Origin of the sequence: Pandoraea vervacti (assembly GCF_000934605.2) — a bacterium.
GTDB lineage: Bacteria > Pseudomonadota > Gammaproteobacteria > Burkholderiales > Burkholderiaceae > Pandoraea > Pandoraea vervacti.
This window is the reverse complement of sequence record NZ_CP010897.2, coordinates 2,035,246-2,048,479: the sequence shown is the minus strand read 5'-3', so window position 1 is coordinate 2,048,479 and position 13,234 is coordinate 2,035,246. Positions and strand designations below refer to the sequence as shown.

The 13,234-nt window shown below is 64.2% G+C and carries 12 protein-coding genes; 9 read left to right on the top strand and 3 right to left on the bottom strand.

Annotated elements, in window-relative coordinates:
• Positions 1-363: 363 nt before the first annotated feature.
• Positions 364-1,008: a BspC domain-containing protein gene (locus UC34_RS09280; protein WP_052810959.1), complete on the top strand. Its 645-nt coding sequence runs from the start codon at positions 364-366 to the stop codon at positions 1,006-1,008.
• 107 nt (positions 1,009-1,115) lie between these two features.
• Here the strand turns inward: UC34_RS09280 and UC34_RS09275 are convergent, their stop codons facing one another.
• Positions 1,116-2,264 (bottom strand): M14 family metallopeptidase, encoded by a 1,149-nt coding sequence (locus UC34_RS09275; RefSeq protein ID WP_044455316.1) that lies wholly within the window; start codon positions 2,262-2,264, stop codon positions 1,116-1,118.
• A gap of 66 nt (positions 2,265-2,330) precedes the next feature.
• On the bottom strand, positions 2,331-3,110 hold the full coding sequence (gene yaaA / locus UC34_RS09270) for a peroxide stress protein YaaA (protein WP_044455315.1): 780 nt from the start codon (positions 3,108-3,110) through the stop codon (positions 2,331-2,333).
• Positions 3,111-3,168: 58 nt separating this feature from the next.
• Between yaaA and UC34_RS09265 the strand changes: the two genes are divergently transcribed.
• Positions 3,169-3,681 (top strand): putative toxin-antitoxin system toxin component, PIN family, encoded by a 513-nt coding sequence (locus UC34_RS09265; RefSeq protein ID WP_084070484.1) that lies wholly within the window; start codon positions 3,169-3,171, stop codon positions 3,679-3,681.
• Positions 3,682-3,899: 218 nt separating this feature from the next.
• Positions 3,900-5,087, top strand: coding sequence for a pyridoxal phosphate-dependent aminotransferase (locus UC34_RS09260; RefSeq protein ID WP_044455314.1), 1,188 nt, complete (start codon positions 3,900-3,902; stop codon positions 5,085-5,087).
• A gap of 129 nt (positions 5,088-5,216) precedes the next feature.
• Here the strand turns inward: UC34_RS09260 and UC34_RS09255 are convergent, their stop codons facing one another.
• Positions 5,217-5,864 carry a glutathione S-transferase family protein gene (locus UC34_RS09255; RefSeq protein WP_044457943.1) on the bottom strand — a complete coding sequence of 216 codons (648 nt, stop codon included), beginning with the start codon at positions 5,862-5,864 and terminating at the stop codon, positions 5,217-5,219.
• A gap of 471 nt (positions 5,865-6,335) precedes the next feature.
• Here UC34_RS09255 and UC34_RS09245 point away from each other — a divergent pair, with 471 nt between their 5' ends.
• From UC34_RS09245 to UC34_RS09220, 6 genes are all read left to right on the top strand, one after another.
• Positions 6,336-7,892, top strand: coding sequence for a 3-hydroxyacyl-CoA dehydrogenase (locus UC34_RS09245; protein ID WP_052810958.1), 1,557 nt, complete (start codon positions 6,336-6,338; stop codon positions 7,890-7,892).
• Between the two features lie 16 nt (positions 7,893-7,908).
• Positions 7,909-8,688 (top strand): oxepin-CoA hydrolase, alternative type, encoded by a 780-nt coding sequence (locus UC34_RS09240; RefSeq protein WP_044455312.1) that lies wholly within the window; start codon positions 7,909-7,911, stop codon positions 8,686-8,688.
• 282 nt (positions 8,689-8,970) lie between these two features.
• A complete protein-coding gene (locus tag UC34_RS09235; protein WP_044457941.1) occupies positions 8,971-9,639 on the top strand; it encodes a histidine phosphatase family protein in 669 nt (222 codons plus the stop codon).
• A gap of 133 nt (positions 9,640-9,772) precedes the next feature.
• Complete coding sequence (locus UC34_RS09230) at positions 9,773-10,879, top strand: phosphotransferase (RefSeq protein WP_044455311.1); 1,107 nt, start codon at positions 9,773-9,775, stop codon at positions 10,877-10,879.
• Between the two features lie 48 nt (positions 10,880-10,927).
• On the top strand, positions 10,928-12,187 hold the full coding sequence (locus UC34_RS09225; protein ID WP_044455310.1) for an acyl-CoA dehydrogenase family protein: 1,260 nt from the start codon (positions 10,928-10,930) through the stop codon (positions 12,185-12,187).
• Between the two features lie 188 nt (positions 12,188-12,375).
• The gene (locus UC34_RS09220) at positions 12,376-13,068 is read left to right on the top strand and encodes a glutathione S-transferase C-terminal domain-containing protein (RefSeq protein ID WP_044455309.1); all 693 of its coding nucleotides are present in this window, start codon (positions 12,376-12,378) and stop codon (positions 13,066-13,068) included.
• Positions 13,069-13,234: the final 166 nt, after the last annotated feature.

Here is a 13,234-nt window from a genome sequence, read left to right as displayed (position 1 = left end):
CGTGACGCCGACACCGTCGATCGGCTGCGGTGTGCGCGAAAATGCGAACGAGCACTGCGGCGCCTCGTCGCGCGGACAGGCCCGCATTGTAGCGCGCCATAAGGTTCGGCCAACGTTCGCCAAGGTCAATCAAGGCGCGGCGCGGTGCCCGAGGCTTATCCAGCGGGCTTGAGCGGTATTTTTTCGGTTAAGATGGATGCCGCTTCACCGCTGTCTTTCAAAATGCGGTCAAGCTTCTTCGCGAGCGGTGCATGATCGGCAACGCATCGAATACATGCTACGTGCCGAATGCCCGCATTGCTCTGCAATGCTCAGGGCCGCTTCATGCGAGCGGTCCTTACGCCCCCGAGAATACGTCAAGCAATGTCGAAACGATTTTTTCAACGCGCCGCAGGCGTCGTGATGCGAGCCGTGCGCCAGGTCGCCGGAATTGCAGGCGTCGCCGCCGTCGCTGCGCCGCTCAGCCTGTCGGCCTTCGTGGTCCCGGCTCAGGCGTTCACGCTCGAGCAGCATCGCACGCTGGTCGAGCAATTCATCAACACCCGTCACGCGGAGCCGCTGGTGGCCGATTGCGCCGCTCACGCGAGCTTCGTTGTCGCAACGCTACCGGGCTACGAGAGTGTCGAATACGGCGAGACAGCGCTCGACCCCGAGCACGCGAAAATCGCGCCGTGGAACGGACCATTCGACGATCGCAAGCAACGCGTCGATGTCACGCAGATGGTCGAACTCGATGGCGTCGGCAAACGCACGAGCGGTCAGACGGACAACATCCACATTCGCTGTGGATACGCCGACGGTCGCATGATGGGCTTCGATTACACCTCGCCGCTCTCGCAGGTGGAGCAACCGGTCAAGCGCACCTCGCGCGGCAAGGCGTCGCACGCCGGCGCGAAGTCGGGCAAGCGTGGCGCCACGGCCAAGGCGTCGGGCAGCAAGTCGACGGCAAAATCGTCGTCCTCGAAGTCGAGCAGCGCGAAGCAGAGCACGACGAAAAAGAAAAACTGATCGCAACAGCGCGCTCGGCGAAAAAGCGACGCACGACGCATTGCGCGTCGTGCTTTGTCACGTCTGCCACTACGCCGTTGCGTGACGGACCTGCCGACGCGTCGCTCTCACGCCTGATCGGCCTGCATTTGCGCCCAGATGGCCGTGAGCATCGACGCGCCAAGCGCAGCACTTCGCGCGCCGCTCCACCCGAATTGCGGGTCGGGACGATTGGCATTGTCCTTGAAAGGCATTTCGAGCGTGAGCGACAGACAGCCGAAGCGGTGCGCGACCCACTTCGATGCCAGCTTGAACGATTCCGGACCGTGCTTGCCTGGCGGATAGCCGAACTTGTCCTGGAAGTCCAGGCTGGCCGCTTTCAGTCGTTCGCCGAAGGCCTTTTCCCGGGCAAGCACGGCTTGCGTTGCGCCCTCGACGCCGTCGTTGCCGGCGAGAAACACGTACGGCAGCGCCTCGTCGCCATGGATGTCGAAGAACATGTCGCAGCCCGTCGACTCGATGGCGGCGCGCACGTGATGCACTTCCGGGCTGCGCACGGGGTCCGGCGTCAACCATTCGCGGTTGAGGTTCGCCCCCGTCGCATTGGTGCGCAGATTGCCGCGAGCCGAACCATCGGGGTTCATGTTGGGAACCACGTAAAACACGGCTTCGTCGAGCAGCGCCGCCGCCAGCGGATCGCCCGCCCAGTCCCCGGCACCGAGCAGCCGGCGCAGCATCCCTTCGACGAACCATTCGGCCATCGTCTCGCCAGGATGCTGACGCGCAATCACCCAGATGTGGCGCTTGCCGGCACGCGGTTCGCCGACCGTGAGCAACGTCATGTCCCGACCGTCGACGCTCTGGCCGAGCGAGCGCGAGCTCGCCAGCGGCGAATTCTGCGCCGTACCCAGCAGCGCCAGATGACGCTCGTCCGAATAGGGTTCGAAATACGCCAGATAGACACTGTCGTGCGCGGGGGTGAAGGCAACCGTCATGACTTGCCCATCATATGAGGTCGGCACGCGAAACCACGTCACCCGATCATAGGACGCCACCGCACGATAGTTTTCCCAGCCACGCGGATACGATGTCTGGCCCGCGTTGTCGAAGACGATACGGCATGGCACGCCGCCTATGCCCTGCACCCGGAAATGGAACCACTGCGCAAACTCGGCGGCGCCGTCTTTCGCGATGCGTACGTGAATGTCGTCGGCACGCGCAGCGCTCACCACCTCGATCGCGCCGCTGTCGAACTTGCTGCTGATGTGGACGGTCATGACTTGTCTCGCACACGGAAATGAAAAAGCCCCGGAACATGGTCCGGGGCGACGAACGGGTCGACGTCAGGCCACCCGGCGACGGAAGACCCACAGCGAATCGTTCGATACGCTGTCGTCGAACGCATAGCCCTCGGTGTCGAAGGCCTTGAGTTGCTGCACATCGGTCACACCACGTTCGATGGCGTAGCGCGCCATCAGACCGCGAGCGCGTTTGGCATAGAAGCTGATGATCTTGTACTTGCCGCCCTTCCAGTCCTCGAACACCGGCGTAATCACCGGCGCTTGCACCAGACGGCGTTTGACGACCTTGAAATACTCCTCCGAGGCAAGATTCACCAGCACCCGACGCGTTTCGGGATGCTCGGCGAGCGACGCGTTGATCGTCTGCGTGACGCGCTCGCCCCAGAAGGCGTAAAGGTCGCGTCCGCGCTTGTTCACGAAACGCGTTCCCATCTCGAGACGATACGGTTGCAGCAGATCGAGCGGACGCAGCACGCCGTAAAGTCCCGACAGAATGCGCAGATGCTTCTGGGCGAAGTCGAGCTGCGTGGCGTTGAGCGTACGGGCGGACAGCCCCTCGTAGACATCGCCGTTAAAGGCGAGCACGGCCTGCTTGGCGTTGGTGGTGTCGAAGCGCGGCGACCATTCGGCGTATCGTGCGGCATTGAGCGCGGCGAGCGGGTCGGAGATGCTCATGAGCGAGCCGACCTGCGCGGGGCTCAGTTCGCGCAGCCCCTCGATCAGTTCGGCTGCGTCGTCCACGAACTGAGGCACGGTGTGGGCGCTCACGTGAGGCGGCGTTTCGTAGTCGAGCGATTTGGCCGGCGAGAGAACAATTATCATATGGGGTGCAGCGTTCCTGCTTGATCAAGAAACTATCGAGAAACCGTCATTCTATCCAATGCTTCAAAACGCTGTTGCCACGCCCGCTGACCGGGCCTTCGCCGAGCACCTCAACGCCCTCGCCACACCGCCGCGCGTGGTGCTCGACACCAACGTCTGGATCGATCTGCTGGTGTTCGACGACCCGGTCGCCCGACCGGTGCGCGATGCGCTCGTCGAGCGCCGCCTCACGGCACTCATGGCCTCGCGCTGTCGCGACGAACTCGCGATCGTGCTCACCTACCCCCAGTTCGCCGCGCGCGAGATCGACAACGACGCCGCGCTCGACTGGGTCGACACCCACACCCACCGTATCGTCGTGCCGGAAGACGCCGCCCCGAGCGCACCGCTGCCGCTTTGCCGGGACCGCGACGACCAGAAGTTTCTGGAAGCCGCGCGCGACGGACACGCGCACTGGCTCGTCAGCAAGGACAAGGCGGTGCTCAAGCTGCGCAGTCGTGTGGCGCGCCAGTTCGGCTTCCGGATCGTGACGGCAAGTGCGTTCACATCACTGCTCATCACGGGCCGGTAACCGCGTCGCCGCCGTGAGCAGGTACGACGGCGCGACAGTGCCGTCCGGGCGATGGTGAGGGGCATCGTCAAGGCAACATTCCGAAAGCGATATCGGAAAACGCCGGTAATCGATGTTGTCGGCATCCGAAATGCGTCGGTCGTGACCGGGCGCCGTCCGCAGGCTTGGCGCGACGGCGTTAGAATGTCGGCCTGGTCACTGCATCGTCCCACGTCAACATGAACGCGCCTCACACTGGATCCACCACGCCTGCGCTGGTCGCCCCGCCGCTCGCGTCGCGCCTGCCGAATGTCGGCACCACCATTTTCACCGTCATGTCGGCGCTGGCTGCCGAGAAGCAGGCGGTCAATCTCGGTCAGGGCTTCCCCGATTTCTCGTGCGATCCGAAGATCGTCGACGCCGTCTCGCGCGCCATGCGCGAAGACCATAACCAGTACCCGCCGATGACTGGCGTGCCCGCGCTGCGTCAGGCGATTGCCGAGAAGATCGGCAAGCTCTACGGCCAGCATTACGACTGGAACACCGAAATTACCGTCACGGCCGGCGCCACGCAGGCGTTGCTCACCGCGATTCTGGCCACGGTGCACCCGGGTGACGAAGTGATCGTGTTCGAACCGACGTATGACAGCTACGTCCCGTCAATCGAACTGGCCGGCGGCAAGCCGGTATTCATCACGCTCGAAGCCCCGGAATTCCGCATCCCGTTCGACAAGCTGGCGGCTGCCATCACGCCGCGCACGCGTCTCATCCTGTTCAATACGCCGCACAACCCGAGCGGCACGGTATGGCATGAGCGCGATCTCGCGCAGTTGTCCGACATCGTGGCGGGCACCGACATTCTGCTGATCTCGGACGAGGTCTACGAACACATGGTGTACGACGGCAAGCGGCACGAAAGCGTGGCGCGCCACCCCGAACTCGCACGCCGCAGCTTCATCGTGTCGAGCTTCGGCAAGACGTACCACGTCACGGGCTGGAAAGTCGGTTTTGTCGCGGCGCCCGCCGCGCTGTCGGCGGAGTTCCGCAAGGTGCACCAGTTCAACGTGTTCACGGTCAACACGCCGATGCAGGTCGGTCTCGCCAACTATATGCGTGACCCTGCCCCGTACCTGGCGCTCTCGGGCTTCTATCAGAAGAAGCGCGATCTGTTTCGCGAAGGTCTTGCGAACACGCGCTTCAAGCTGCTGCCCTGTGAAGGCACGTACTTCCAGTGTGTGGACTACAGCGCGATCAGCGACATGAGCGAAGCCGACTTTGCGCTGTGGCTCACGGGAGAAATCGGCGTTGCGGCCATTCCGGTCTCGGCGTTCTACCACGAGCCGCATGAGTCCGGCGTGGTGCGCTTTTGCTTCGCCAAGCAGGACGACACGCTGCGCGAAGCGCTGGCGCGTCTGGCGAAGATCTGATTTTCACGCCTTGTCGCAGCACGCAGCAAAAAAACGGCCACAATGCTCAGGATCGCGGCCGATTTTTATTGTCGGGCACGCTCACCTGCGCATGCCCCTCGGATTTCCTCAGTCCCGAAGCCCGGCCAATTACCCCGCCTTCCTGGCTTGCTGGTAAGCCTTCTGTTCGGCGCGCATACGCTGGAACGACTCGCGCTCCGAGAGCCGCTTGCCGTAAGCCTTCCAGTCGATGCCCTCGGCGTTCAGGAAGTCCTCCCCATACACCGCCTGCGTGGCCATGCCGAGAATCGGCAAGTGGATACCGGCGGCGATGTCCACCATCGTGAAGGTCTCGCCCGCCACATACGGCGCGAACTTCGCAATGCGCTTGAACGCGACGATATTGCGGCGCAGCAACTTCTCGGTACGCTCACGGGTGTCTTCCGACACTGTTCCGCCGAAGAATGCCTGCTTGTAGACCTCGCGCACCACCAACTCCAGATGCAGCTCGATCATCGTGAGCAATTCGCGCTCCTTGGCCTGGCGCCACGGATCGGCCGAAAACAGGGCCGGTGCGGGATGCGCCGCTTCAAGGAAATCGCAAATGACCTGCGACTCGCACAAAAAGCCCTTCTCCGTTTGCAGATACGGCACCTTGCCCAGCGGCGAGCATTGCAGCACCGGTTCGTCCTGACAGGGAATCGATTCGGACTCCTCGAAGGACAAGCCCTTCTCGTACAGCACCACCTTGACCTTGTTGTAATAGTTGCTGACTGGAAAGCCGTACAGCTTCAACATGATGTCTCCCATGTGAGTGAGCCGGCGCTTGCGACCCGTTTGCGCGCGCCGGGTACCGGGAGTGTACCGTTACCACGCAACGATCCGTGAGCGGAATTCAACTTGAAACGTCTCGAATTCCGATGTCGGGTCCGTGCGCCATGCGCGCTCACGCGGTCGATGTGACGCGTCGAGCCGACCGCTGAGCGGAACAAGCGCTGGCAAGCAAGGCAAGATCAGCGACAATAGCCGCCATGTGATTTGGGCATCGGTTTGCATCGCACGATCATTCGTCAGGAAATTCATTTCCCGACCGACCGGTCGGACGATAGAATGACGTGTCACGTAGAAGACGCGGCACCGCCCCCGGCGCGTCGAAGCACCGATTTGCGCGCTTGCGTCGAAGCCGCGCCGACATGCCGCACCCCGTCACAACCACTGTCACAACGATACCGATCGACGACAATCGACACCAACCTCGAGACATTCCGAATGACCGCATCTCCCTCGTCCCCCTCCCCGGCCGCAGCCGGTAAAGCCATCGAAGTGCTGGGCATCGTCGGCGCCGGCGCGATGGGTCGTGGCATCGCCCAGATCGCCGCTCAGGCCGGTTTGCGTGTGAAGCTGTACGACACCAATGCGAAGGCCGTACAAGCCGCGCTGGACGCCCTGCGCGACACGCTGGACAAGCTCGCCGCGAAGGGCAAGATCGAGGCATCGAGCGTCGAGGCGACGATGGGCCGGTTGCAGGCCTGCAACGCGCTGGAAGATTTGGCCGATTGCCAACTGGTCGTCGAGGCGATCATCGAGAAGCTCGAGATCAAGCGCGACCTGTTTCGCTCGCTCGAAGGCATTGTGGCCGCCGACGCGATCCTCGCCTCCAACACGTCGTCGCTGTCGATTACGGCCATTGCGGCCGCATGCGAGCGTCCTGAGCGCGTGGCCGGTTACCACTTCTTCAATCCGGTCCCGCTCATGAAGGTGGTCGAAGTCATCGACGGTCTGCGCACGGCGCCGGAAGTCGGCGACGCCCTGCTCGCGCTTGGCCAGCGCATGGGCCACACGGCCGTGCGCTGCAAGGACATGCCCGGCTTCATCGTCAACCACGCCGGACGCGGCATGAATACCGAGGGGCTGCGCGTTGCCGGTGAAGGCATCGCGAGCTTCGCCGATATCGATCGCATCCTGCGCGAACAGGCCGGCTTTCGCCTCGGTACGTTCGAGTTGCTCGACCTCACGGCACTCGATGTCTCGCATCCGGTGATGGAATCGATCTATCACCAGTTTTATGAAGAAGCGCGTTTTCGTCCGTCGCCGATCACCGCCGTACGATTCGCCGGGGGACTGCTCGGGCGCAAGGTCGGCGAAGGCTTTTACCGCTATGTCGACGGCAAGCAGCAAGTGCCGCCCGAAGCGCCGGCGCCGGATACCCTGCCGGCGAGCGTCTGGGTCAGTCGTGCCGACACGCGCGGCTTTGCCGCCGTGGTCGAACTGCTCGGCGCGACGGGCGTGACCATCGAGAACGGCGACAAGCCCTCGGACACGGCGCTCATCGTCGTCACCCCGCTGGGTCTGGACGCCACGACCTGCGCCGTGGAGCAGGGGCTGGATGCTACCCGCACGGTCGCCATCGATACGCTGCTGCCGCTCGCGGGCGCGAAGCGTCATACGCTCATGACCACGCCCGTGACCCGTCGCGATGCCCGGGACGCCGCGCACGCGCTCTTTGCCCATGGGGGCACACCGGTGAGCGTGATCCGCGACTCGGCCGGTTTCGTCGCGCAACGCGTGATCGCCACGATCGTGAATATCGGCGCGGACATTGCGCAGCAGCGTATTGCAACGCCGGGCGACATCGACCGCGCGGTCACGCTCGGCCTCGGGTATGCCAAGGGCCCGCTGGCGCTCGGCGACGCCGTGGGCGCGCGCCAGTTGCTCACGGTGTTGCGCAATCTGCAATCGTTCTATGGCGACCCGCGTTATCGTCCGTCGCCGTGGCTCACGCGTCGCGCGCAACTTGGCGTGTCGCTGCTCACCGAAGAACAGTGATCCGGAGACCCGACTGATGGCCGCTGAACTGCTTGCCGAACGCGTCGACCATACCCTGGTGCTGACGCTGTCCAATCCCGGCGCCCGCAACGCCCTGCACCCCGACATGTACGCCGCCGGTGTCGAAGCGCTGGCGACCGCCGAGCGCGACGCCTCCGTGCGCGCCGTGGTGCTCACCGGCGCCGACAACTTTTTCTGCGCAGGCGGCAACCTGAACCGCCTGCTGGAAAATCGTCAGAAGGACCCGTCGGTGCAGGCCGCCAGCATCGATGCGCTGGCCGAGTGGATCGAAGCGCTGCGCGCCTGCCCGAAGCCGATCATCGCGGCCGTCGAGGGTGCAGCTGCCGGTGCCGGGTTCTCCCTCGCCCTGGCATGCGACCTGCTCGTTGCGGCCGATAACGCCAAGTTCGTGATGGCATACGTCAAGGTGGGACTGACCCCCGACGGCGGCGCCTCCTGGTTCCTGTCGCAGGCGCTGCCCCGCCCGCTCGCCACGGAAATCCTGATGGAGGGCAAACCGGTGTCGGCGGCACGTCTGGCCACGGCCGGGGTCGTCAATCGCGTGGTCGCCCCGGGACAGGCGCGTGCCGAAGCCCTGAACTGGGCGACGGATCTGGCGCAGCTCTCGCCGAACGCGGTCGGCCGCATCAAGTCGCTCATCGACTGCGGTGCGAGCCAGACGCTGACCTCACAACTCGGCGCCGAGCGCGATAACTTCGTAGCCTCGCTCCATCACGCCGACGGACTGGAAGGCATCAGTGCATTCCTCGAAAAACGTCCGGCAAAATACACCTGATCGTGTGAAAACATTCGGTGCACACGAACCATTGGCGTGCACCGACCCTCAACTTCCGACGGTCGAAGCCCGGTCGTCAGCGCCCCTTCGTAGACACCCGTCGTCGGTATTGGTCGTTGGCATCTGCGACGTTGTGGCCGACAGCCCGGCATCGATCAGGAGAATTTCCGCATGAGTTCCCCCGGCACCTCCAACCCCACCGGCCATAACCCTGGCACCGCGTCCGGCGCCGCAACGGGTCCTTTGACGTTCACCCCGCCGGGCCGCCGACGCATTTACCTGATGCGCCACGGCGACGTCACCTATTTCGACGACAGCGGCAAGCCCATCGACGCCGATACCGTGTCGCTCAACGCGCTGGGGCGCGAACAGGCCAGTGCGGCCGGGCGCGCGTTCGCCGCAGAGAATCTGCGCTTCGACCGCGTGATCGTGAGCGGACTGCCGCGCACGCGCGAGACGGCCGAGCGCGTGCTGGCCGAGACCGGGCAACACGTCGACATCGAGACGTGGACATGCTGGCAGGAGATCCGCGCCGGCAGCATCTCGGGTCTCGCGCCCGCCGACCTGGCGCAGGCGTTCCTCGGCGCGTTCGACGGCCTGGTGCCGGAAGCCACACGCTTTCTGAACGGCGAATCGGTGCGCGAGTTGCTCGATCGTGTGATTCCGCCGCTGGCCGAACTGCGCGCCGACAAATCATGGGATACCGTACTGCTCGTATTGCACGGCGGCGTCAATCGCGCGATCCTCTCGCATGCCCTGCATCCGCAGGGGCGTCTTTTCCTCGGCCAGCTTGCACAGGCGCCGGCATGCATCAATGCGCTGGACGTGGGCGACAAGCCGGACGACTGGGTCGTGCGTCTCACGAACTTCGCGCCACCGCAGCCGTTGCACGTGGGGAACCGACTCACCGTCATGGAAAAGATCTTCGCGTCGTTTCTGCGCTCACGGTAGTCGCGCTAAGACGGCACACGACCGCCCGGGAGCGCACTCGGAGCATTGCGCCCACGCATCAGAACGAGATCTGACGCATCAGTCTCGACGAACCAGTCTGGATCAACGCAGCACCGGAAATGCAGGAGACAGCATGGCCGATGAGCTTGTACAGGACTTTTCCGCGTTTGCAGGCGAGCGTGCATTAGGTGCACGTCTGCCCTTCGATGCCGGGGCGCTCGAGCGCTGGCTCGCCGCGCACATCGACGGCTTCGCCGGGCCGCTCGCCATCACGCAGTTCAATGGCGGCCAATCCAATCCGACCTATCGCCTGACGACGCCCACCGCCGCCTACGTGCTTCGCACCAAGCCGGCGCCTGCGGCAAAACTGCTGCCCTCGGCGCACGCCATCGAGCGCGAGTATCGCGTCATGCATGCCCTGGCCGCCACCGATGTCCCCGTCGCCCGCATGCGCGCGCTTTGCGAGGACGAAGGCGTGATCGGACTCGCGTTCTACGTCATGGATTTCGTGGAAGGACGCGTGTTGTGGGACCCGTCGCTGCCCGGCATGACGCCGGTCGAACGCGGCGCCATCTACGACGAAATGAATCGCGTCATTGCCGCGCTGCACCGGGTCGACTATCGTGCGATCGGTCTCGAGTCGTACGGGAAGCCGGGCGACTACATCGCACGCCAGATCGCGCGGTGGAGCAAGCAGTACCGCGCCTCGGAGACAGCGCCCATCGACGCCATGGACCGTCTCATCGACTGGCTGCCAGCGCATCTGCCGCCGCACACGCCCGAAGCGCCGGAGCGCACGACCATCGTGCATGGCGACTTCCGCCTCGATAACCTGATCTTCCATCCGAGCGAGCCGCGCGTGCTCGCCGTGCTCGACTGGGAGCTCTCCACCCTGGGCGATCCACTGGCCGACTTCAGCTATCACTGCATGGCGTGGCATGTGAGCCCGGGCGTGTTTCGCGGCATCGCGGGCCTCGACTGGCTCTCGCTCGGCATTCCTCCGGAAGATGTCTACATTCGCCGCTACAGCGAGCGCACAGGCATCGCGCCGCCCGCGCAGTGGCACTTCTATCTGGCCTACAACATGTTTCGCATCGCGGCGATTCTGCAAGGCATCATGAAACGCGTGAGCGACGGCACGGCCGCGAGTCAGCAAGCGATGGACGCCGGCCGACGCGCGCGTCCGATGGCCGAGCTGGCATGGGCGTACGCGCAACGCGCGCAACAATCTGAGCGCTAGTGGCAAGCGCCATCGCACGACAGCCACACCTCATCGAACGGAGACCCCATGGATTTCAGCTACAGCCCGAAAGTCGAAGCGCTGCGTGAACGTCTCTCGGCGTTCTTCGATGCGCACATCTTTCCGAACGAGCAACGTTATCTCGAGGAGATCGAAGTCGCCCGCCGCCATGGCGATGCGTGGCAGCCCTCCCAGGTGATCGAGCGTCTCAAGCCGCTCGCACAGCAGGCGGACCTGTGGAATCTGTTCCTGCCCGACTCGGGCCGCGGTGCGGGCCTCACCAACGTCGAATATGCGCCCTTGTGCGAAATCATGGGACAGGTGCCCTGGGCGCCGGAAGTGTTCAACTGCAATGCGCCCGACACCGGCAACATGGAGACGCTGGAGCGCTACGCCACCGATGCGCAAAAAGCGCAATGGCTCGAACCGCTGCTACGCGGCGAAATCCGCTCGGCGTTTCTGATGACGGAGCCGGACGTGGCGTCGAGCGATGCTACCAACGTGCAGTGCAGCATCCGGCGCGACGGCGACGACTATGTCGTCAACGGTCGCAAGTGGTGGTCGACGGGCGCGGGCGATCCGCGCTGCGCGTTATACATCGTGATGGGCAAGACCGACCCCGACGCGCCGAAACACGCCCAGCAGTCGATGATTCTGATCCCCGCCAACGCCAAAGGCGTCTCGCGCGTGCGCCCGCTCACCGTCTTCGGTTACGACGACGCCCCGCACGGCCACATGGAGATCGTGCTCGACAACGTGCGCGTGCCTGCGAGCAATATGCTGCTCGGTGAGGGCCGGGGCTTCGAAATCGCACAGGGTCGGCTTGGCCCCGGTCGGATCCATCACTGCATGCGTCTCATCGGTCTGGCCGAGCGCGCACTCTCGCTGATGTGCCAGCGCACGCTCTCGCGCGTGGCGTTCGGCAAGCCGGTTGCCGCTCAGGGTGTCACGCGCGAGCGCATCGGCGAGGCTCGCTGCCTGATAGAGCAGGCGCGGCTGCTCACGCTCAAGGCGGCGTACATGATGGATACGGTCGGCAACAAGGCGGCGCGCGCCGAGATCGCGATGATCAAGGCCATCGCCCCGAACATGGCGTGCCAGGTGATTGACTGGGCCATTCAGGCGCACGGCGCGGCGGGTCTGTCTGGCGACTTCCCGCTGGCGTACGCCTATGCCAGCGCCCGGACCTTGCGCTTCGCCGACGGCCCGGACGAGGTCCATCGCAATGCCATTGCGAAACTGGAACTGGCGAAATATGCGGTGGGGGACACGATGGGCGCGCCTCATGGGCGTACTGAGGGGTACTGAGGGGTACTGAGGGGTACTGAGGGGTCCGGAGCGCGGCCCCTGAGCGCGGTGCCGAGCGGGCGACCAACCCCATGGTCGGCAGGGAAAAACGTTCTGTGGTGTAATTTCCGGGCAGTTTTTCCGGTAGCTTTCCCGGCAGCGCTGTCTGCCGACCGATGCATCCACGAGGATCCACGAGGAGCCGCAAATTGATTCAGGTCTATTCCTGGGCCACGCCCAACGGCCACAAGGTCCACATCATGCTCGAAGAGTGTGGGCTCGCGTACCACGCCCATGCCGTCGATATCGGCGCGGGCGATCAGTTCAAGGACGAATTTCTCGCCATCTCGCCGAACAACAAGATACCCGCCATCGTTGACGAAGACGGGCCGGACGGCAAGCCGATCTCCCTGTTCGAATCGGGGGCGATTCTGCTGTATCTGGCGGGCAAGACCGGCCGTTTTCTCCCGGAAGACGTGCGCGGCAAATACGAAACGCTGCAATGGCTGATGTTCCAGATGGGAGGGGTCGGGCCGATGCTCGGTCAGGCACATCACTTCCGGATCTACGCCCCCGAGAAGATCGATTACGCGATCAAGCGCTACACCAACGAGGCGCGACGTCTGTACGGCGTGCTCGACAAGCGACTTGGCGACCATCCGTATGTTGCCGGCGACATGTACACGGTGGCCGACATCGCCATCTGGCCATGGTTGCGTTCGTGGAAGAATCAGGGCGTCGAGCTGTCCGACTTTCCTAACGTACAGAAGTGGTTCGAGGCGATCGAGGTGCGTCCGGCGGTCCAGCGCGGCGTCAAGGTACTGGCCGACGCCCGCAAGCCGTTGCAGGACGACAAGGCGCGCGAGATGCTGTTTGGCGCCACGCAGTACGCGCGGCGCTGATTCGTCGCCCCCGGAGGGCAGTCGTCATGGCGGCGGCCCTTCGGCGGTGCGGCGCGCAAAGTGGTTTACACTTCGAAACAAAGTGCGGTATCGCCGCAGACCGGGCGGTGCTAATCTAGGCGCATTCTCCGACGCGGCGCAACGCCGCCGTCACCTTGCAGTTCGC

Bases quoted from the DNA above. Each gene is read 5' to 3' on its own strand.
- UC34_RS09245 (WP_052810958.1), top strand. From the start codon at position 6,336: ATGACCGCATCTCCCTCGTCCCCCTCCCCGGCCGCAGCCGGTAAAGCC.
- UC34_RS09280 (WP_052810959.1), top strand. From the start codon at position 364: ATGTCGAAACGATTTTTTCAACGCGCCGCAGGCGTCGTGATGCGAGCC.
- UC34_RS09230 (WP_044455311.1), top strand. From the start codon at position 9,773: ATGGCCGATGAGCTTGTACAGGACTTTTCCGCGTTTGCAGGCGAGCGT.
- UC34_RS09255 (WP_044457943.1), bottom strand. From the start codon at position 5,864: ATGTTGAAGCTGTACGGCTTTCCAGTCAGCAACTATTACAACAAGGTC.
- UC34_RS09225 (WP_044455310.1), top strand. From the start codon at position 10,928: ATGGATTTCAGCTACAGCCCGAAAGTCGAAGCGCTGCGTGAACGTCTC.
- UC34_RS09260 (WP_044455314.1), top strand. From the start codon at position 3,900: ATGAACGCGCCTCACACTGGATCCACCACGCCTGCGCTGGTCGCCCCG.
- yaaA (WP_044455315.1), bottom strand. From the start codon at position 3,110: ATGATAATTGTTCTCTCGCCGGCCAAATCGCTCGACTACGAAACGCCG.
- UC34_RS09265 (WP_084070484.1), top strand. From the start codon at position 3,169: ATGCTTCAAAACGCTGTTGCCACGCCCGCTGACCGGGCCTTCGCCGAG.
- UC34_RS09235 (WP_044457941.1), top strand. From the start codon at position 8,971: ATGCGCCACGGCGACGTCACCTATTTCGACGACAGCGGCAAGCCCATC.
- UC34_RS09275 (WP_044455316.1), bottom strand. From the start codon at position 2,264: ATGACCGTCCACATCAGCAGCAAGTTCGACAGCGGCGCGATCGAGGTG.
- UC34_RS09240 (WP_044455312.1), top strand. From the start codon at position 7,909: ATGGCCGCTGAACTGCTTGCCGAACGCGTCGACCATACCCTGGTGCTG.